Source organism: Cupriavidus sp. 21MJTG02-4 (assembly GCF_057798975.1).
The window spans coordinates 1-18877 of the sequence record NZ_JBYOJP010000001.1 but is presented as its reverse complement, the minus strand read 5'-3'; the positions used below and the strand labels follow the sequence as shown (position 1 = coordinate 18877).

The following is an 18877-nucleotide window of genomic DNA, read 5'->3' as shown; positions in this document are numbered from 1 at the left end:
TGGGAACGGCTTGCGGAGGCCGCTATCATAGCAACATGCCCAAGACCCCATTGCTTCGCAGGCCCGGCCCCGCCGGCCTTTGCGGACGGCCAGGCGCTGCGCCTGCCGGCCCGGCATCACATGTCCCGGCACGGCATGCGAGGCCATGGCGCCGCTCGCTGGTGGCGCTGATCGCGCTGACCATGGTGACTCCCGCGTGGCCGCAGGGCAGCGCGCCGGCGGGGGCGTCGGGCGCCGCGGCCAAGGTGGCGATCGCGCCCCCCGTCGAAACCAGCGACCAGGTCTACGATAACCTCAACCGCAGCGTCAAGGCGGGGCAGAAATCCGAGTTCGGCCTGCGCACCAATAATCCGGTAGTCGATGTTGGCGGCGTCCAGTTGCCGGACATGGGCGATCCGTCCACGGCGGCACTGTCGCCGGACATGGAAAAGCGCCTGGGCGACCGCATCATCCGCGATATCCGGCGCGATCCGGCCTATGTGGCCGACCCACTGCTGTCCGACTATCTGAACGCGCTGGGCTACCGGCTGGTGCAGGCCGCGCGGCGCCAGAGCATCTCGGGTTCGAACGGCTCCGGGACCTTCGCCACCGGCTTCGACCTGTTTGCCGTGCGCGACCGCAGCATCAACGCTTTCGCGCTGCCGGGCGGCTATGTCGGCGTGCATACCGGTCTGCTGGTGCAGTCCGAGACCGAGTCGGAACTCGCGTCGGTGCTCGGCCACGAAATCGGCCACGTGATGCAGCGCCATATCGCGCGCGGCATCACCCAGCAGGACCAGTCGATGTGGATCGCACTGGCCTCGATGGTGCTGGCGGGGCTGGCGGCCACGCGCAGTCCCGATGCCGCCGCCGCGCTCGCCATGGGCGGGCAGGGCGCGGCCATTGCCAACCAGCTGTCCTTCTCGCGCGGCGCCGAGCGCGAAGCCGATCGCGTCGGCTTCCAGATCATGACGGCTGCCGGGTTCGATCCGCAGGGCATGCCCGACTTCTTCCAGCGGCTGCAGCGCTCATCGGGTACGGCCGAGAATTCGGTGCCCTCGTATGTACGCACCCACCCGCTTACGTCCGAGCGGATTGCCGACATGCAGGATCGCGTCAGCCACGTGATGGCCCGCAAGGTGTCGAACACGCCCGATTACGAGTTTGCGCGCGTACGCGCCCGCGTCATCCAGGAAAGCTCGCCCAGCGATCTGCAGAACTTGCGCAATGCCATACGCGCCCAGCTGGCCAGCGCCTCCGTGGTGCGCTTGCCGGCGCTGCACTACGGCCTGGCCTTTATCGAACAGCGCCTGGGCCGCTACCCGGCCGCCGAGCAGGAGCTGGCGGAGTCGCGCCGCCTCTACGGCAATATTCCCGGCGCCAGTTCGGGCAGCCCGATGCTCGACGTGATGGCGATCGAACTCGCGCGCCAGCAGGGCCGCGTGCCGGAGGCGATGAGCCAGGCCACGGCATCGATGAAGGCCTTCCCGCTGTCGCACGCCGTGGCGCTGGCCTATGCGGACACGCTGCTCGGCACCGGCCAGTACGATGCGGCGGTCGCGTTCCTGCGCGAGCGCACGCGGCAAGAGACCGGGCGCAGCGAATGGTGGGACATGCTGGCGCGTGCCTACGCCGGACAAGGCAAGCGTGTGCAGCAGCACCAGGCGCTGGCGGAGAAGTATGCGATGGAGGGCGCCTTCCAGGCCGCGATCGAACAGCTGCAGATCGCGCGCAAGGCCGGCGATGGCGATTTCTACACGTTGTCCGAGGTCGACGCGCGCCTGCACCAGCTCCAGCGGCAATACCGCGAGGAACGGCAGGACAACAAGGGCATCCCCAACTGAATCCGGTCAGCTCAGGCCGCCGGCGGCCGCGGGTCGCGCAGGAAGCCGAAGCGCTTCGGCACTTCGTCGGCGGCAATCGGTTCGATCGGGATGTCGCGGCCGTCATGGTGGAACAAGCCGAGGTCCGCGCCGCACGCGTTGCCATGCCATTCGCATGCGCCGCTGAAGAGGTCGAGGTCGTGGTCGTGCAGCAGCGCGGCGTGCGCATCACCGTCCTCACCTTCAATCCTGCCTGTCAGCACGACATTGCCCTGTTCATCGGCATGGCAGGCCTGCACGTCGAACGCGCGTTGCGTGGTCGTGCGCAGCCTGCCTTCATGCAGCCGCACGATCCACGGCGCATAGGCCAGCGACACGAAGACGCGCTGCGGCCCGTTCTGGAAATACCACGCGCCGCGCTCGTCATGCAGGTAGTTGCGCTCGATGAACGCGACCAGCGTTTCATGCCGGATCGGGTCGCCCGTCAGGCCGTGTTGCTGCGCGAACTCATTGCGCAGGCGCCATTGGCCGCGGCGATCCAGCGCCAGCCAGCCGTAGCAGTGGGGCACATCGGGCCAGCGCGCCAGCGCTTGCCGGACTGAATCATCCATGGTCGTGTCTCCTCGTTGCGTGCGCGCCGCCGGCGTCAGGACATGCTGTCGAAGAAGCGCAGGATCCGTGCAGGCAGCCATTCGATATGTCCGCTGAACGGCAGCAGTGGCAACTGTCCCAGCAGGCCGGCGCGCGGTGTCATGAAGCCAACGTGCCCGCCGTGCTCGGGCTGTTCCAGCCAGACCTGCGGGCCGACGTCTGCGGGGCCCGGCAGATACTGTGCCGGCAGGAAAGGGTCATTGCGCGCGTTGAGCACCAGCGTGGGCACGGTAATCTCGCCCAGCACGGGTTTGCTCGACGCGCGTTTCCAGTAGTCGTCGGTATCGCGAAAGCCGTGCAGCGGCGCGGTCACGATGTTGTCGAATTCGTACAGGTCGCGGCTTGCCAGCATGGCGTCGCGGTCGAACAGGCCGGGAAACTGCTCCAGCTTGGCCAAAGACTTGCGCTTGAGCGTCTGCAGGAACATGCGTGTGTAAAGCATGTTGAACCCGGCGGACAGCGCCGCGCCGCCGGCGGCCAGGTCCAGCGGCGCCGAGATGGCCGCGGCAGCGCTGAGATAGCGAGCTGCGCTGCCCTCTTCGCCAAGGTAACGGAGCAAGGCGTTGCCGCCCAGCGAGATGCCCACCGCCAGCATCGGCCTGCCATCGGCGCAATGCTCGCGGCGCAGGCGTTCCAGGACCCAGCGGATCTCGGCGGAATCGCCCGAATGATAGAAGCGCGGCGCGCGATTGAGTTCGCCCGAGCAGCCACGGAAGTGCGGGATCACGCCCTGCCAGCCGCGCGGCTGCAGCGCGTGCATCAGTGCCTGCGCGTAGTGGCTGCCGGAGTCGCCCTCCAGCCCGTGGAACATCACCAGCAGCGGCGTGTTGGCGCGCATGGCGTGCGTGGTCCAGTCCAGTTCGATGAAGTCCTGGTCCGGCGTTTCCCAGCGCTCGCGGCGAAAGTGCACGCGCGGCGGCCGTTGCGTAAAGCGCGCGGGAATGATGGTCTGGGCGTGCCCGCCGCGCAGCCACCACGGCATGGCGATGCCATCGCCATAAGCGTGGGCGGATGGGATGGCCTGGGTGGTGGAGGGCAGGCGATGGTGCGGAAGCTGCGTCATGCCGGCTGGATCATGCGAAGGACCGCGCGCAGGCGCGCGGCTGGGGCGGCTTTCAGTGCAGCGCCTGTCCCGGCGCCGCGGCCACGGAGGCTACCTGCACGGCATTGGCCGGGCTGCAGTGGATATGTGCCAGGCGCCAGCCCTCGTGGTTCTGCATCAGCACGTAGGTGGTGTGCACGTACAGGTCGGCCTCGACCCGGTCCGCGCCGAAGCGCAGGGCCTCGGTCACGTCGAAGATCGACACGCCCAGCGACGCATGGCTGCTGGTCTCGATGGCATCGATCAGCACCGGCTGTTCTTCGAGCAGTTGCAGGAACGCCTGGCGCAGGTGTTCATGGCCGATCAGGCGCTGGCCGTCAGGCATGATGCAGGTGATCGAGTCTTCGTCGAGCCACAGCCGCAGCGCGCCCTCGGCATCGCGCAGTTTCATGGCCTCGCGGAAGGCCTGGACAATGTCTTCCGCGGAATCGAACAGACGGGCAAAACGGGGCATGGTCGCGATGTCAGGAGTCAGGGCCGGTGCAGCAGCTTGCGCAGCTCGACGAACACCATCTCGGGTTCGATGTCCTTCAGGCAGCGCAGGTGTCCCAGCGGACACTCGTGTTTGAGGCACGGACTGCATTCAAGTTGCAGCCACATGATACTCGCAGCCTGTGACAGGGGCGGCGTCCGGCGCGGATCGCTGGAGCCGAACACGGCCACCTGCGGCCGGTTCAGCGCGGCGGCGACGTGCATCAGGCCGGTATCGTTGCAGACCGCGGCCTCGGACAGCGCAAGCAGGTCGATGGCGTCGTCGAGCGAGGTCTGTCCGCACAGGTTGCGCACGAACGGCGCTTCTTTCGTGATCTCGGCCGCGGCGTCCGCGTCGGCTGCCGCGCCCAGCGTGATCATCTGAGCATACGGGTACGAGCGTCGCAGCATCTGCGCCAGCCTGGCGAAATGCGCGGCCGGCCAGCGCCGCGCGGGGCCGAAGCCGGCCCCCGGGCAGAACGCGATCAGGCGTGTCTGCGGCGGGATGCCGAAGCGCTGCGCGGTGGCGGCAATGCGCGTCGGGTCGGTGCGCAGGTGTGGCTCGGACAATTCCGCCGGCGGCTTGGCGCCGGGCCGCAGCGCCAGGCGCGCGTAGTGCTCGGCCATGACCGGGCGGCCGTTGCGCGGCGGGTTGGCATGGCTCACGTTCAGCATGCCGAAACGCGATTCGCCACGGTAGCCGACGCGCAGCGGGATGCCGGCGAGCCATGGGATCAGCGCCGACTTGAGCGTCTCCGGCAGCACGTAGGCCATGTCGTAGCCTTCGTTCTTGAGCTGCTGGGCAAACATGAAGCGGCCCGAGAGCTGCAGCTTGCCGTGCGTCAGGTCGCTCGGAAAGACCCTGCCCATCTCCGGCATGCGTGCCAGCACGGGGCCGACCCATTTGGGCGCAAGGGCATCGATGACAAGCCGCGGATGGCGTGCCTTGAGCAGCGCCAGCAGCGGTTGGGCCATCAGCGCGTCGCTGATCCGGTCGGGGGCGATGACGAGGGCTTTTTTCATGAATGGGGCGAAGCTTGCCCGCGCTTGAGCGCGGCGGGCGGAAACGTCAACGCCCCGGAGCGCCGCCAGGCGGCCCGGAGCGTCGGGGTGCTGCGGGAGCGGCGCGGGCCGCTCAGTGGTGGCCCTTCAGCACGGTGCCCGGCTTGAGCTTGTACACCGTGCCGCAGTACGGGCACTTGGCTTCGCCGGTATCGGCCACATCCAGGAAGACGCGCGGATGGTAGTTCCAGGCCGGCGTGTTGGCGGTGGGGCAGTGCAGCGGAATGTCTTCAGCGCCGATTTCTACGATGTTGGCGGTTTGCGTCATGGTGTTGCGGGGTGTCGTGCTTCGGATTGGGTCGGGCTGTCGCCGTGCCGGCCAGGCCGGATGGAACGTCAGCCACTTCTTGTCTGGTTTGCCGATCCCACCGGAAACCCGGCTGCGGCAAAAGCACACATTGTAAGCTGCGGGGACATGGGTGCCAACGCGGCAGACGGGGAAAGGCGGTCTAAAATGCCCGCTTTCCCGTTGTTCTTCCCCAAATTCCTCTGTCCGCACCGGTTCCCGTGCCCTCCGCCCTCCCTCCCGAACCCGCAGCCGGCCCCGACAGCGGCTTGCCGGCCTGGCAACAGGCGCTGGAAGCGCTGCAGGGGCTCGCCCGCGGCAGCGCGGCCGCCGGCAACGCACCCGATCGCCGCTTGCTATGGGCATTGACGCTGGATGCCGACGGCGCCGTCGCCGCGATCGAGCCTCTGGCGCAGACGCGCGGCGCGCGCGGCTGGGGCCAGCCCCGGCCCATCGCGCTGGCGCGCGTGGCGGAGGACGGTCAACTGCAACCGTGGGATGCGCGCGTCGCGCAAGCCATCCGGCGCGACCAGTCGCACAACCGGCGCTACGTGCTGGACCGGGCGGCGGCCATCGTCGCACTGATTGGACATCCGGCCGTGGTGCTGGCCCGATCGCCGGAGCAGTCGCTGGAGGTGATCGAAGGATCGCCCGCGCTGGAGGCCGTCCATACCGACGGCCGCTATGTGTTGCGCATCTATCCCCCGCTGCGCGAAGCGCCAGACATGGACGCCTTCTTGCCCGCTGCGGCACGACAGGATGCCGAGGCCCTGCGCCAGATCACGGTACTGCGCGATGGGCCGCAGCGGCTGCGTGTGATTCGATTCACGCCCGCACAACAAGGTGCGGCACGGCTGATTGCCGACGGTCTCGCCATCCCGGAAGCCGGCCGCGTGCAACTGGATCGCACGCTGCGCGCGCTGGCCGGGCATTTCCAGGTCGAGGCGGACCCGACCGGCGCAGTGCGCGAACTTGAGCCCGAGTCGCGGCTGCGCGCCGAAGTGGCGCCGCGTGGCCAAGGCATCGCGCTGCGGCTGGTGGTCACGCCGCTGGGGCCGCTCGGCCCGCGCCTGGCGCCGGGCGCGGGGCGCGAGCGGCTGATGGCCAACGTGCGTGGCGAAACGCTGGCCACGCAGCGCGACCTGGAGGCCGAGCTGGCCCACGTGGCCGAGGTCTTCGCCGAACTGCCGTTCCTGGTGCCGCTGGCGCCGCCCGGCGGCGAGCACAACTGGGTGCTCGACGATCCCGAAGACGCGCTGGCGGTTGTGGAGGCCCTGCCACGCCGGCCCGCCGTGCAGGCGCTGGAGTGGCCGCGCGGCAAAGAGATGCGCGTGGTAGCCGCGGACCTGCCGCAGCTCAGCGTGGCCGTCGAAACCCGCAACGCCTGGTACCGGCTGGTGGGCGAGCTGCGCGTGGCCGAGGGGCTCGTGCTCGAACTCGGCAAGCTGATCGAATGGACCGGCAGCCACGCCGGCCGCTTCGTGCCGATGGGGCAGGGCGTCTACATAGCACTCACGCGCACGCTGCGCGGCCGCTTGCGCGACCTGGCCAGCGTGGCCGACCGTGTGCCCGATGGCATCCGCGTGCCACTGATGGCGACGCCGTGGCTGGACGACGTGCTGGCCGGCGCGGGGATCGATCCCGATGCGCATTTCCGCCAGCGGCTCGCGCGGCTGCGCGCCGCGCGCGAGGCGGATATCGCCGTGCCGGCCAACCTGGCAGCAGAACTGCGCCCGTACCAGCATGACGGCTTCCGCTGGGCCATGACGCTGGCCGCGGCCGGGCTCGGCGCCTGCCTGGCCGACGACATGGGCCTGGGCAAGACGCTACAGGCTCTGGCGGTGCTGCTGGCCCGGGCGGGCGGCGGTGCGGGCCTGGTGGTTGCGCCGACCTCCGTGTGCGGCAACTGGGCCGCCGAGGCTCGGCGGTTCGCGCCGACGCTGAACGTGCATGTCTATGCCGAGGGGGAACGCGAGACCCTGCTCGCAAAAGCCGGCGCCGGCGACCTCGTGATCGTCTCCTACACACTGCTGCAGCAGGCGCATCACGCGTTCCGCGCGCGCGAGTGGCACACCGTCGTGGCCGACGAGGCGCAGGCCATCAAGAATGCCGCTTCCCGCCGCGCGCGGGCGCTGTTCGACCTGCCGTCGGGCTTTCGCATGGCGCTGTCCGGTACGCCGGTGGAAAACCGGCTTTCCGAACTCTGGTCGGTGATGCGCTTCTGCAACCCGGGCTTGCTCGGCTCGCTCGCACGCTTCAACGAGCATTTTGCCAATCCGATCGAACGCAGCGGCGCGCTTGAAGTCCGGCAGCGGCTGCGCCGCATGATCGCGCCGTTCGTGCTGCGCCGGACCAAGGCGCAGGTGCTCGACGATCTGCCGGCGCGCACCGAGGTGGTCATCCGCGTGGAGCCTGAGCCGGTCGAGGCCGCCCATTACGAAGCGCTGCGCCGCCAGGCCCAGTCCGACGCCGAAGCCGCGCTGGCGCGTGTCGAAGCCGCGCGCAAGGCCACGCGCGGCGCACCGGAAGGCGCGCGTGCCAGGGCCATCGCGCAGGCACAGTTCCAGGCGCAGGCGCGCATCCACGTGCTGGCGCAACTGATGCGGCTGCGCCGCGCCGCCTGCGATGCGCGGCTGGTCACGCCCGAGATCGGGCAGGAGGGCGCCAAGCTGCGCACCTTCGTCGAACTTGCCGGCGAACTCGCGGCCAACGGGCACAAGGTGCTGGTGTTCAGCCAGTTCGTGGACTTCCTGCGCCTGCTCAGGCAGGTACTGGAGCGCGCGGGCCTGGCGCTCCAGTACCTGGACGGCGCCACGCCGGCCGCGGAGCGTACGCGGCGCGTGGCGGCCTTCCAGTCCGGCGAGGGCGATGTCTTCCTGATCAGCCTGAAAGCCGGCGGTTTCGGCCTGAACCTGACGGCTGCCGACTACGTGATCATCGCTGACCCGTGGTGGAACCCCGCCGCCGAGGACCAGGCCATGGGCCGCGCCCATCGCATCGGCCAGTTGCGTCCCGTCACGGTGTACCGGCTGATTACGGCGGGGACGATCGAAGAGCGCATTGTCGAGTTGCACAAGGACAAACGGGCGCTGGCCGATGGCGTGCTGGAGGCCGACGAGGACGCCGTGGCTGGCATCGGCGCGGCATTGCCTGACGTCGATGAGCTGGTCGGGCTGCTGCGGCGCTGAGCGTTGCTGCGGCACGACCATATGCCGGTTCGGCATACCTTCAAGCGAACTCGGTCGTTTGGTTTTGGCCCGAACATTGCTATCGTGTGGCTTTCGGTCCAGGGCGCCAAGACCCTGGCTCGTGATGGCGTCGCGCTGTTCCGGCGCCCTTGTCATTCCTTTCCTTCGACGGTGCCCCCTATGTCCCGCCTGCCCTTGCGCTTCTCGTTCCGTTCCGCTCTCCAGCTGACTGCCGGCCTGGCCGCCGCCTGCGCCATTGCCGCGCCCGCCCAGGCGCAAGGCGAATGGCCGAACCAGCCGGTGACGATCCTGATGGGTTTCACCGCCGGATCCGGCGTGGACATGGTGGGCCGCGCGCTGCAGGAATCGCTGCAGAAGTCGCTCAAGACAACGATCATCTACGACTACCGTCCGGGCGCTGGCGGCAACGTGGCCTCGGAAGTCGTGGCGCATGCCAAGCCGGACGGCTACACGCTGCTGCTGGGCACTGCAGCCACGCACGGCATCAACCCGGCGCTGTACAAGAGCCTGCCGTTCGATGCCGACGCCGATTTCACGCCGATCGCGCCGCTGGTTGAAGTGTCCAACGTACTGACCATCAACCCGGCCGTGATTGACGTGAAGTCGGTCAAGGAGTTCATCGAGAAGGTCAAGGCCAATCCTGGCAAGTACAACTATGCGTCAACGGGCAACGGCACCGGCACGCACCTGGCGTTCGCAGAGTTCAATGCGCGCGCCGGCCTCGATATGGTCCACGTCCCGTACAAGGGCGGCCCCGATGCATTGCAGGCCGTGCTCAAGGGCGAGGTCTGCTGCATCTTCAACCAGGTTCAGAGCGTGCTGCCGCAATATCGGGCTGGCAAGGTGCGTTTACTTGGCGTAACAACGAGCAAGCGTGTGCCGGTGGTACCGGAAGTGCCGACCATCGCGGAAAGCGGACTGTCCGGTTTCAACAGCACCATCTGGTTCGGCTTCTTCGGGCCGAAGGGACTGGACCCGAAGATCTCGCGCAAGATCAACGATGCAGTGAAGGTCGCGCTGGAAACGCCGGCGATCCGCCAGAAGCTGATCGACGCGGGAAATTCGCCGCGTGTGGAAAGCGTGGATCAGTTCCGGGCGACGGTGAAGGCGGATCGGCAGAAGTGGGCGGGGGTGGTGAAGACGGTGGGGGCTTCGATCGATTGAGAGGGATGGATTGCCTTGCCCTCGAGCGGGCAAGGCAGCGTCAAGCGTCCTGGCATGCGTCCGCGTGTGAATGGGTGGAGCACATATCAGCGTAGCAGTAGATTACCGAAGCAACTTGTTCCTCTATCGTTGCCACGTTGCGATACTAGACGCCGAGGTTAGAAATGGATGAGAGTGCGCCGTAGCAAACCGACTTGATGAGCATATGCCAGCCAGAACATCGTGAGAATGGCAAGCTCCATCCACGACAATAGAACCACCTTTCGCCGGAGCGTCGTCGGCCAAGCCAACGTAATGCCCGAGGCAAAGGGAGTTCCCAGATAGATGGGAATGCTCACGTTGTGCATCCACGTGGGACATCCTTCTGCACATGCCGGAATATTCCACGCTGTCGCGGCATAGGTTGGAATCAGTAGTAGCAGACATCCCGCAGCAAAGCCGACGATGAAGAGTCCAGTCTTCTTAATGAGCCGATTCATGGTGGACTGCATCATTGAATGCTGAAAAGCCAAATTGTTCTGGCTAGCCCAAGGTCAGAATAGACTGTGGGAAAGTAGTTAACGCCCAGCCTGAACCTCAAGATATTTGCAAGAACACCCGAAATCCCGTTGCTCGTGAGCGCTTCGCCATTCCACAAATCGATGTGTCCTCCGGAAGCGGTGTCGGCTGAATCGCTATCGCGTTCCCAATATTCGCCAAAGAAGATAATCCCGGTCCGGCCTCGTACCTTGTCTTGCCAGTCCGGCCCAGTCACCACGTCCGGCCTTTCCGGCAATCCCGCAAACGGCTTCAGACATAACCATTGAGCCATCTCGTCCGCACGTGTAGCAGTCGGTTTGCCATCCAGAAGGATGCGTCCAAGCGTCGATTTTCCGCGGCCCGGCCTAACAGTCTTCTGCGAGAAGGATTTCATGTCGATGCCAATACGATGCAGGGTTGCGCTGAGCCGGATGGCGCATTGATTGGAGTGAGTCCTTTCGGGATCGCTGTAAGGCTTGCCTGTGACGTAGTTGTCCCAGAGCCGTCGGAAGGTAACCGGCTGAATCTTCAAGTTGAGGGTCGAGCCAGCAACTGGGTTTGTCCGGACAGCGCGGCTGCCGGCGGCGGCTAGCGATTGCGCCGGCATGGTCAGCCTCGCGCCAGGGCATCGTCGCCCCAGAAAATCTCGTAGGCGCCGAGGCTCTCTGTGGCAATTCGCGGCATCATGCCCGCACCATCCAGCTTGCCGCTGAAACGGCGCCCGTCAGCGGTTTCAATAAAGAACGGCAACCCCGCGAGGCTGCCTGACTGGCCCAGGTACGAAAGCTGGACGGCTTCGTCGTAGCTTCCAGTTTCCCCCGGAAAATTGCTTTGGACGGGATGTTTGGCGAACCCTTGCGCAACAAGCTCATCGTGCGTGAAGACATGGGACATGCCCGTCATCGAGTGAAGTAGTCGCGGTGGGGGATTGCACCGGCAGATGCAGAGATCGCCATCGAGCGCATCCTTCCTGCCGTGGAATGAGTTGTTATGGTGCGGGCCAATGCAAAGGATACGACCCGTAGTCTTGCAGGCGGGGCACCAGACGGCATCGCCTTCCAGCGCGAGCGGTATCCCCATCTGGGTCATTCGGGCGTCAGTGGCGCCAACCACTACGCCGTTGCTGGTGGTCTTGTCGCCTTGTACGAGGTTATGCCGGATATGCTGATTCAAGGGATGCTCCTTCATTGTCCGAGGGCGCATCTATGCGTATAGCGTCGAGTAGGTGCTATTGGAATCGGCAGATACTTAAAAGTTGATGGCCAATCGGCTTGGGATAGCAACAGGCTTCGAAATTGCCGGAACTCCCGGGCCAAACGATGTAGCCCTTTGCACGGCTCGCCCCCCCCCGATTAGCAGCGGACGGCGGGCCTCCATCATTCACCGCAACGCTTCCGCGATGAAGGCGTCCTTCGCTTTCCGGTAGTCGATCATCGACTTGCCATCGAAGGCGAGTTTGAGAGCGTTGTAGCGACGAACGAGATCTGGATTGGCTCGCAATGCATCCACAAAACGGTGGAAGAAATCGAAAGAGCCATCTCTGGCCACCAATTGAATTCCTACGTGTAATGCTCGCCCCAAACCCTCGAAGGCGGAGAATTCCTGGGTTCTCGCTGAGCCAGCATTGCGGGAAAAACGCGTGGCGAGAATGGCATCGGCACGCTCGAATTCGGCTTGACTGACTCGGATAACAATGTCGAGGTCGCCCTTCGTCAAGCAGCCCGGGATGGCAGTGGCGCCAACATGAAGGACCTCGATGGAAGACGGAAGCATCTCGATGAGCGTACGCTTCATGCCCTCAAATGTAGCCTGTGCTGCCAGGCAGGCAGCTTCCAGGTCAGGCACAAGCGTAAGCGTTTCGTGATGCGCCACGTTGCCAATCCTCCGGTCCTACCCCCCAAACGCCGCCGCCGCCCTCTGCAACCGATCCCTGACCCCAGCCCATTCATGCCCTTCCGGCAGCGGTTCAAACACCAGTCGCGCGTACCCCTGCTTGTCGAGCTTGCGCAGCAGCCGATATAGCTCGCGCGCGTAGGCCGTAGCATCCGCGGGCGCCTGCACCCAGGTGCAGCGCGCATCGTCGATCGGCGCACGCCCAACCCACGCCACGCGCGCATTGGTGCCAAGCGAGGCTAGTTGTGCCTTCAGTTCGCCCGCATCGGCCAGCACCAGCGGGGTATGCGGCGCGTAGTGCGCCTTGAGCGTGCCCGAGGCGCGTGGCGCCGCAGCGTCGGGAGGCAAGGGCGCTTCGCCAAGCACCGCCGCCATCATCGCCGGCGTGATCGCGCCCGGCCGCAGCAGCACGGGGCCAATGCCCTGGTCCAACCGCGACAGGTCGACGATGGTGGATTCGATTCCAACTTCAACGCCATCGCCTTCCAGCACATACACCGCATCGCCGAACTCGTCGCGCACATGCTGCGCCGTGGTCGGGCTGACCTGGCCGAACTTGTTGGCCGAGGGCGCGGCAATGCCGCCACGGCCGCGCTTGAAGCGCGACAGCAGCGCTTGTGCTACAGGATGCGAAGGGCAGCGCAGGCCGATGCTGTCCTGCCCGCCAGCCACTGCCGCATCGATATGCGCGGCACGCTTGAGGATCAGCGTGAGCGGGCCGGGCCAGAACGCTTCAATCAGCTTCTCTGCGGCTTCCGGCACCTCGTCGACCCAATAGCCGATGTCCGCGCCGTCCACCACATGGACGATGACAGGATGGTTCGACGGCCGGCCCTTGAGCGCAAAGATGCGCGCCACGGCTTGCGGGCTCTCCGCGTCGGCGCCGAGTCCGTACACGGTTTCAGTGGGAAAGGCGACCAGCTGGCCGTCCTCCAGCAGGCGGACCGCTTCGTCCAGTTCGGCGGCCGTGGGCATGCGTGACATCGTGTTCCTGGAAGCTTGCGTGGCAGTGTTGCGGGTGGTTCAGACGGGGATATGCAGCGCTTGCTCGGCCACCTGAAACGCCTGCTCGGCGGCCTCGGCGTTGTCGCCGATGCAGTTCACGTGGCCCATCTTGCGCGACGGACGCGCGTCGCTCTTGCCGTACAGGTGCAGCTTGGCGCCGGGCTGGGCCAGCACTTCATCCCATGCGGGCGTGCGCTCCAGGCCGAACTCGAACCACACATCGCCAAGCAGGTTCAGCATCTTGCCGGCCGAATGCTGGCGCGTGCTGCCCAGCGGCAGGCGCGCCATGGCGCGCACCTGCTGCTCGAACTGGCTGGTCTCGCAGGCATCCATGGTGATGTGGCCGGAGTTGTGCGGGCGCGGCGCCATCTCGTTGGCGATCAGCGAGCCATCGGTCAGCACGAAGAACTCGATGCACAGCACGCCGACATAGCCCATCTCGGTGGCGATGGTGGCAGCGGCGGCGCGGGCGCGGTCGGCGATGTCGGCCGATACGCTGGTCGACGGCATCGTCGTCGAGAACAGGATGCCGTCGCGGTGCACGTTTTCGGCCAGCGGCCAGGTCGCGGTGCTGCCATCGGCGGCGCGCGCGGCCAGCACCGAGACCTCGTAGGCCAGCGGCAGCATCTTTTCCAGCACGCACGGCACGTGCTGCATGGCCTTCCACGCGGCGCGCACGTCTTCGCGCGTCTTCACGCGGGCCTGGCCCTTGCCGTCGTAGCCCATGCGGGCGGTCTTCAGAATGCCGGGCAGCACCGTGTCGGGCAACTGGTCCACGTCCGCATCATGCTGGATGACCCAGTGCGGCGCGGTCGGCACGCCGGTACGCTCCGCGCACGAGGCAAAGAACTTCTTCTCGCCGATGCGGTTCTGCGCGATCGACACGCAGTAGCCGCGCGGCGCGACGAACGAGCCGAGCTGTTCGAGGCGATCCAGCGACAGCGACGGCACGTTCTCGAACTCCGTGCTGACGGCCTGGCACAGCCGGGCCATCTCGGCCAGCGCGGCCTCGTCGGTGTAAGGCGCGCAAATATGCTTGTCGGCCACGGAGCCGGCGGGGCTTTCCTGGTCCGGGTCGAGCACGCAGACGCGATAGCCCATGCTCTGCGCGGCATGCGTGAACATGCGGCCAAGCTGACCGCCGCCGAGCATGCCGAGCCAGGCGCCGGGCAGGATGGGCGCGCTGGGGTTGTCGACGCCGAATTCGGCGCGCGACTCCGGCGTGTGGGCTTCGGAGAGGTAGGGGTGGATATCGGTCGGCATTGCTCGGTTCCGTGGTTTCCGGGGTTACAGCGCGAGAATTACAGCGGCAGCGTCATGGCGCGCGCAGCTTCAGTCTGCTTCGCGCGAAATGCTTCCAGCGCGCTGGCCAGCGCGTCATCGGTGGTGGCCAGCGTGGCGATGGCGTGCAGCGCCGCGTTGGCGGCGCCGGCTTCGCCGATCGCGAACGTCGCCACCGGCACGCCCTTTGGCATCTGCACGATCGACAGCAGCGAGTCCTCGCCGCGCAGGTACTTGGACGGCACCGGCACGCCGAACACCGGCACGATCGTCTTGGCGGCGATCATGCCAGGCAGGTGCGCGGCACCGCCGGCACCGGCGATGATCGCGCGGATGCCGCGGCCGCGCGCGGTCTCGGCATAGCGAAACATGTCGTCGGCCATGCGGTGCGCCGAAACGACCTGCGCCTCGAACGGCACGCCGAAATCCTTCAGCATGGCCACGGCGTGCTGCATCACGTCCCAGTCGGAACTGCTGCCCATTACGACGCCGACGACCGGCTTGTCTTGCTTGCTCACGTCCTGTTCTCCGGGCTTACTGCAGTTCTTCGCCCGTCAGACGCGTCAGCGCCTCACGGTACTTGGCCGCGGTCTTCTCGATCACCTCGTCCGGCAGCTTCGGCGCCGGCGCGGTCTTCGGCCATGGCTTGCCGTCGATGCGCACGGCTTCGAGCCAGTCGCGCACGAACTGCTTGTCGAACGACGGCGGGTTGGTGCCCAGCTGGTAAGAATCGGCCGGCCAGAAGCGCGACGAATCGGCGGTCAGCACTTCGTCCATCAGCGTCAGGGTGCCGTTCTCGTCCAGGCCGAATTCGAACTTGGTGTCGGCGATGATGATGCCGCGCGTGGCGGCGTACTCGGCCGCTTCCTTGTACAGGCGGATCGAGATGTCGCGCATCTGGCGGGCCAGCGCCACGCCGATGCGTTCCTCGACTTCGCCGAACGAGATGTTCTCGTCGTGCTCGCCCATCTCGGCCTTGGCGGCCGGGGTGAAGATCGGCTCGGGCAGCTTCTGCGCGTTCTGCAGGCCGGCCGGCAGTTCGATGCCGCATACCTTGCCCGTCGCCTGGTAGTCCTTCCAGCCGCTGCCGGCCAGGTAGCCTCGCACCACGGCTTCCACCAGGATCGGCTTCAGGCGCTTGACCACCACGGCGCGGCCCTGCACCTGCGCGACTTCCTCGGCCTTCACCACGGTTTCCGCGGCGACGTCGGTCTCATGGTTCGGCACGATATGCGCGAGCTTGCGGAACCAGAAATTCGCCATCTGGTTCAGCACGCGGCCCTTGTCGGGGATCGGCTCGCCCATGATGACGTCGAAGGCCGACAGGCGGTCGGTGGTGACGATCAGCAGCTTGTCTTCGCCGACGGCGTAGTTGTCGCGCACCTTGCCGTGGCCAAGCAGCGGCAGCGATTGGATGGAGGACTGGTAGAGAGCGTTAGGCATGGTGGTTCCGTTAAAACGGCGAAGCCGCCGGGCACTGAATGCTGCCGCGGCGGCCGGAACGTCAAACCGCCATCCACATGCGCGGATGGCGGTCAGGGGACATTACTGCACAACCTGGGCAAGCTTGCCCGACTTGTACTGGCTGGCGATATCCGTCAGCGACACCGGCTTGATCTTGCCGGCCTGGCCTTCGCAGCCGAAGGCGATGTAGCGGGCCTTGCACACCTGCTTGGCGGCTTCGCGGGCCGGCTTCAGGTATTCGCGCGGGTCGAACTTGCTCGGGTTTTCGGCGAAGAAGCGGCGGATCGCGCCGGTCATGGCCAGGCGGATGTCGGTGTCGATGTTGATCTTGCGCACGCCGTACTTGATCGCTTCCTGGATTTCCTCGACCGGCACGCCGTAGGTTTCCTTCATGTCGCCGCCGAACTTGCGGATCTCTTCCAGCAGTTCCTGCGGGACCGACGACGAGCCGTGCATCACCAGGTGGGTGTTGGGGATGCGCGCGTGGATTTCCTTGATGCGGTTGATCGCCAGGATGTCGCCGGTCGGCTTGCGCGTGAACTTGTAGGCGCCGTGCGAGGTGCCGATGGCGATGGCCAGGGCGTCGAGCTGGGTGGCCTTGACGAAGTCGGCGGCCTGCTCGGGGTCGGTCAGCAGCATCGAGTGGTCCAGCTTGCCTTCGGCGCCGATGCCGTCTTCCTCACCGGCTTCGCCGGTTTCCAGCGAGCCCAGGCAGCCCAGTTCGCCTTCGACCGTCACGCCGATCGCGTGCGACAGCGCCACGACCTTGCGGGTCACGTCGACGTTGTACTCGTAGTCGGCCGGCGTCTTGCCGTCTTCGCGCAGCGAGCCGTCCATCATCACGGACGAGAAGCCCAGGTCGATCGCGGCCTGGCAGATCGCCGGCGACTGGCCGTGGTCCTGGTGCATCACCACCGGGATGTGCGGGTAGGCTTCGACCGCGGCTTCGATCAGGTGGCGCAGGAAGTGTTCGCCGGCGTATTTGCGGGCGCCAGCCGAGGCCTGCATGATGACCGGGGCATTGACCTCGTCGGCCGCCTGCATGATGGCCTGGACCTGCTCGAGGTTGTTCACGTTGAATGCCGGCAGACCATAGCCGTTTTCGGCAGCGTGGTCGAGCAGCTGGCGCATCGATACGAGTGGCATGTCAAAACTCCTGAAGGTAAATGGGGTGTCTCTGTATCTTGTTCTGCTGGCGCTTTGCGCCATGCCGGGCGGCCGGGCCGTTCTGCACAGCCTGCCGCCGCAAAAACTGCATCAACTTCCTACCCTGACAATCTTGAGGGTGTTGGTGCCACCTGGCTGGCCCATGGGCTCGCCGATGGTCAGCACGATGAAATCGCCGCGCTGCACCACGCCCTGCGCGAGCAGCAGCTCTTCGGCCTGCTCCAGCGCGGTGTCGCGGTCGGTGCTGGCCTGCAGCGGCAGCGGCACGACGTTGCGGTACAGCTGCATCTTGCGCTGCGACGCCACGTTGGGCGTCATCGCATAAATCGGCACGTGGATGCGGTGGCGGCTCATCCACAGCGCGGTCGCGCCCGAATCGGTCAGCGCGGCAATCGCCTTCACCTGCAGATGATAGGCGGTGAACAGCGCCCCCATCGCCACCGACTGGTCGATGCGAGAGAAGGTCTGGTTGAGGAAGTCCGTGTCGAGCTGCACCACCTCTGACTTCTCGGCTTCGATGCAGACCGCGGCCATCGCCTCGACGGTTTCCACCGGGTAGCGGCCCGCGGCGGTCTCGGCCGACAGCATCACGGCGTCGGTGCCGTCGAGCACGGCGTTGGCCACGTCGGACACTTCGGCGCGCGTCGGCACCGGGTTCACGATCATGCTTTCCATCATCTGCGTGGCGGTGATGGTCAGCTTGTTGGCCTCGCGCGCCAGCTTGATCATGCGCTTTTGCAGCGCCGGCACGGCGGCATTGCCGACTTCCACGGCCAGGTCGCCGCGGGCCACCATGATGCCGTCCGAAGCCTGCAGGATCTCTTCCAGCACGCCCGGGTTGATGGCCTCGGCGCGCTCGATCTTGGCGATCATGCGCGCCTTCTGGCCGTGCGGCTGGCCGGCCACGGCCGCGAGCTGGCGGGCCATTTCCATGTCGGTGGCATTCTTGGGGAAGCTCACCGCGACATAGTCCGCGCCCAGGGCCATGGCGGTCTTGATGTCGTCCATGTCCTTGGCCGTCAGCGCCGGCGCCGACAGGCCGCCGCCCTGGCGGTTGATGCCCTTGTTGTTGGACAGCTCGCCGCCAATGCGAACGGTGGTGAAGATCTCGTTGCCGAGCACGCGGTCCACCACCAGCACGATCAGGCCGTCGTTGAGCAGCAGCAGGTCGCCCGGGCCCACGTCGCGCGGCAGGTCCTTGTAGTCCAGGCCGGCGCGACCTTCATTGCCGAGCTGGCACGCCGAATCGAGCACGAACGGATCGCCAGGCTTGAGCGTGATCTTGCCATTCTCGAACTTGCCCACGCGGATCTTCGGGCCCTGCAGGTCGGCCATGATGGCCACCTCGCGCCCGCACGCCTGCGCGGCTTCGCGCACCAGCTTCGCGCGGTCGATATGGTCCTGCGCGGTGCCGTGCGAGAAGTTCAGCCGCACCACGTCCACCCCTGCCGCGATCATGCGCGTCAGCACTTCCAGCGAACTGGAGGCGGGGCCGATGGTGGCAACGATCTTGGTCGAGCGGGTCATGGCGGGAGATCCTTGTGCGGACATGGGCGAATCTGGCCTCAGCCGGCCGCGCGTTGCTCCAGCACTTCGAACGCGGGCAGCTTCTTGCCTTCCAGGAATTCCAGGAACGCGCCGCCGCCGGTCGAGATGTAGCCCACGCGGTCGGCAATGCCGTACTTGGCGATGGCGGCCAGCGTATCGCCGCCACCGGCGATCGAGAAGGCCTTCGAATCGGCGATGGCTTCGGCCAGCACCTTGGTGCCGTTGCCGAACTGGTCGAACTCGAACACGCCCA

At 66.4% G+C, this 18877-nt stretch carries 19 protein-coding genes; 3 read left to right on the top strand and 16 right to left on the bottom strand.

The window, feature by feature from the left end; genetic code table 11:
• Positions 1 to 35: 35 nt before the first annotated feature.
• Entirely contained in the window at positions 36 to 1823 is a 1788-nt protein-coding gene (locus AC3FKH_RS00095) for a beta-barrel assembly-enhancing protease (protein ID WP_488671926.1), read from the top strand.
• Positions 1824 to 1834: 11 nt separating this feature from the next.
• Here the strand turns inward: AC3FKH_RS00095 and AC3FKH_RS00090 are convergent, their stop codons facing one another.
• The 5 genes from AC3FKH_RS00090 to AC3FKH_RS00070 all read right to left on the bottom strand — a co-directional run bounded on the left by AC3FKH_RS00090 (position 1835) and on the right by AC3FKH_RS00070 (position 5356).
• The gene (locus AC3FKH_RS00090; protein WP_488671924.1) at positions 1835 to 2413 is read right to left on the bottom strand and encodes a DUF2946 family protein; all 579 of its coding nucleotides are present in this window, start codon (positions 2411 to 2413) and stop codon (positions 1835 to 1837) included.
• Between the two features lie 35 nt (positions 2414 to 2448).
• A complete protein-coding gene (locus AC3FKH_RS00085) occupies positions 2449 to 3516 on the bottom strand; it encodes a hydrolase (protein ID WP_488671923.1) in 1068 nt (355 codons plus the stop codon).
• Between the two features lie 52 nt (positions 3517 to 3568).
• Complete coding sequence (locus AC3FKH_RS00080) at positions 3569 to 4009, bottom strand: YybH family protein (protein WP_483710514.1); 441 nt, start codon at positions 4007 to 4009, stop codon at positions 3569 to 3571.
• Between the two features lie 17 nt (positions 4010 to 4026).
• Complete coding sequence (waaF, locus tag AC3FKH_RS00075; protein ID WP_488671920.1) at positions 4027 to 5049, bottom strand: lipopolysaccharide heptosyltransferase II; 1023 nt, start codon at positions 5047 to 5049, stop codon at positions 4027 to 4029.
• Positions 5050 to 5161: 112 nt separating this feature from the next.
• A complete protein-coding gene (locus tag AC3FKH_RS00070; RefSeq protein WP_483731322.1) occupies positions 5162 to 5356 on the bottom strand; it encodes a zinc-finger domain-containing protein in 195 nt (64 codons plus the stop codon).
• A gap of 239 nt (positions 5357 to 5595) precedes the next feature.
• On the opposite strand from AC3FKH_RS00070, the gene AC3FKH_RS00065 reads away from it, so the two are divergent.
• Together AC3FKH_RS00065 and AC3FKH_RS00060 are read left to right on the top strand one after the other, a co-directional pair.
• A complete protein-coding gene (locus tag AC3FKH_RS00065; RefSeq protein ID WP_488671919.1) occupies positions 5596 to 8562 on the top strand; it encodes a DEAD/DEAH box helicase in 2967 nt (988 codons plus the stop codon).
• A gap of 180 nt (positions 8563 to 8742) precedes the next feature.
• The gene (locus AC3FKH_RS00060) at positions 8743 to 9747 is read left to right on the top strand and encodes a Bug family tripartite tricarboxylate transporter substrate binding protein (RefSeq protein WP_488671918.1); all 1005 of its coding nucleotides are present in this window, start codon (positions 8743 to 8745) and stop codon (positions 9745 to 9747) included.
• A 158-nt stretch (positions 9748 to 9905) separates the two neighbouring features.
• Here the strand turns inward: AC3FKH_RS00060 and AC3FKH_RS00055 are convergent, their stop codons facing one another.
• The 11 genes from AC3FKH_RS00055 to pgk all read right to left on the bottom strand — a co-directional run.
• Positions 9906 to 10226 carry a hypothetical protein gene (locus tag AC3FKH_RS00055; RefSeq protein ID WP_488671916.1) on the bottom strand — a complete coding sequence of 107 codons (321 nt, stop codon included), beginning with the start codon at positions 10224 to 10226 and terminating at the stop codon, positions 9906 to 9908.
• An 11-nt stretch (positions 10227 to 10237) separates the two neighbouring features.
• Positions 10238 to 10873, bottom strand: coding sequence for a type VI secretion system amidase effector protein Tae4 (locus AC3FKH_RS00050; protein ID WP_488671914.1), 636 nt, complete (start codon positions 10871 to 10873; stop codon positions 10238 to 10240).
• Positions 10874 to 10875: 2 nt separating this feature from the next.
• The gene (locus AC3FKH_RS00045; protein ID WP_488671912.1) at positions 10876 to 11439 is read right to left on the bottom strand and encodes a PAAR domain-containing protein; all 564 of its coding nucleotides are present in this window, start codon (positions 11437 to 11439) and stop codon (positions 10876 to 10878) included.
• Between the two features lie 207 nt (positions 11440 to 11646).
• Positions 11647 to 12138: a GrpB family protein gene (locus AC3FKH_RS00040; protein WP_488671910.1), complete on the bottom strand. Its 492-nt coding sequence runs from the start codon at positions 12136 to 12138 to the stop codon at positions 11647 to 11649.
• 18 nt (positions 12139 to 12156) lie between these two features.
• Positions 12157 to 13143 (bottom strand): L-threonylcarbamoyladenylate synthase, encoded by a 987-nt coding sequence (locus AC3FKH_RS00035; RefSeq protein ID WP_488671908.1) that lies wholly within the window; start codon positions 13141 to 13143, stop codon positions 12157 to 12159.
• A 39-nt stretch (positions 13144 to 13182) separates the two neighbouring features.
• Positions 13183 to 14427, bottom strand: a complete 1245-nt coding sequence (locus AC3FKH_RS00030) for a 5-(carboxyamino)imidazole ribonucleotide synthase (protein WP_488671906.1) — start codon at positions 14425 to 14427, stop codon at positions 13183 to 13185.
• 38 nt (positions 14428 to 14465) lie between these two features.
• On the bottom strand, positions 14466 to 14963 hold the full coding sequence (gene purE, locus AC3FKH_RS00025; RefSeq protein ID WP_488671904.1) for a 5-(carboxyamino)imidazole ribonucleotide mutase: 498 nt from the start codon (positions 14961 to 14963) through the stop codon (positions 14466 to 14468).
• A 16-nt stretch (positions 14964 to 14979) separates the two neighbouring features.
• The gene (locus AC3FKH_RS00020) at positions 14980 to 15888 is read right to left on the bottom strand and encodes a phosphoribosylaminoimidazolesuccinocarboxamide synthase (RefSeq protein ID WP_488671903.1); all 909 of its coding nucleotides are present in this window, start codon (positions 15886 to 15888) and stop codon (positions 14980 to 14982) included.
• Between the two features lie 102 nt (positions 15889 to 15990).
• On the bottom strand, positions 15991 to 17055 hold the full coding sequence (gene fba, locus AC3FKH_RS00015; protein WP_488671901.1) for a class II fructose-bisphosphate aldolase: 1065 nt from the start codon (positions 17053 to 17055) through the stop codon (positions 15991 to 15993).
• Positions 17056 to 17166: 111 nt separating this feature from the next.
• Positions 17167 to 18603, bottom strand: a complete 1437-nt coding sequence (pyk, locus tag AC3FKH_RS00010; RefSeq protein ID WP_488671899.1) for a pyruvate kinase — start codon at positions 18601 to 18603, stop codon at positions 17167 to 17169.
• A gap of 38 nt (positions 18604 to 18641) precedes the next feature.
• Positions 18642 to 18877 (bottom strand): phosphoglycerate kinase (gene pgk / locus AC3FKH_RS00005; RefSeq protein WP_488671897.1); only part of this gene is annotated, 236 nt, incomplete at its 5' end.

Excerpts from the sequence above, each read along its gene's own strand:
- AC3FKH_RS00095 (WP_488671926.1), top strand. The coding sequence starts at position 36 with ATGCCCAAGACCCCATTGCTTCGCAGGCCCGGCCCCGCCGGCCTTTGC.
- AC3FKH_RS00090 (WP_488671924.1), bottom strand. The coding sequence starts at position 2,413 with ATGGATGATTCAGTCCGGCAAGCGCTGGCGCGCTGGCCCGATGTGCCC.
- AC3FKH_RS00085 (WP_488671923.1), bottom strand. The coding sequence starts at position 3,516 with ATGACGCAGCTTCCGCACCATCGCCTGCCCTCCACCACCCAGGCCATC.
- AC3FKH_RS00080 (WP_483710514.1), bottom strand. The coding sequence starts at position 4,009 with ATGCCCCGTTTTGCCCGTCTGTTCGATTCCGCGGAAGACATTGTCCAG.
- waaF (WP_488671920.1), bottom strand. The coding sequence starts at position 5,049 with ATGAAAAAAGCCCTCGTCATCGCCCCCGACCGGATCAGCGACGCGCTG.
- AC3FKH_RS00070 (WP_483731322.1), bottom strand. The coding sequence starts at position 5,356 with ATGACGCAAACCGCCAACATCGTAGAAATCGGCGCTGAAGACATTCCG.
- AC3FKH_RS00060 (WP_488671918.1), top strand. The coding sequence starts at position 8,743 with ATGTCCCGCCTGCCCTTGCGCTTCTCGTTCCGTTCCGCTCTCCAGCTG.
- AC3FKH_RS00055 (WP_488671916.1), bottom strand. The coding sequence starts at position 10,226 with ATGAATCGGCTCATTAAGAAGACTGGACTCTTCATCGTCGGCTTTGCT.
- AC3FKH_RS00050 (WP_488671914.1), bottom strand. The coding sequence starts at position 10,873 with ATGCCGGCGCAATCGCTAGCCGCCGCCGGCAGCCGCGCTGTCCGGACA.
- AC3FKH_RS00035 (WP_488671908.1), bottom strand. The coding sequence starts at position 13,143 with ATGTCACGCATGCCCACGGCCGCCGAACTGGACGAAGCGGTCCGCCTG.
- AC3FKH_RS00030 (WP_488671906.1), bottom strand. The coding sequence starts at position 14,427 with ATGCCGACCGATATCCACCCCTACCTCTCCGAAGCCCACACGCCGGAG.
- AC3FKH_RS00020 (WP_488671903.1), bottom strand. The coding sequence starts at position 15,888 with ATGCCTAACGCTCTCTACCAGTCCTCCATCCAATCGCTGCCGCTGCTT.
- fba (WP_488671901.1), bottom strand. The coding sequence starts at position 17,055 with ATGCCACTCGTATCGATGCGCCAGCTGCTCGACCACGCTGCCGAAAAC.
- pyk (WP_488671899.1), bottom strand. The coding sequence starts at position 18,603 with ATGACCCGCTCGACCAAGATCGTTGCCACCATCGGCCCCGCCTCCAGT.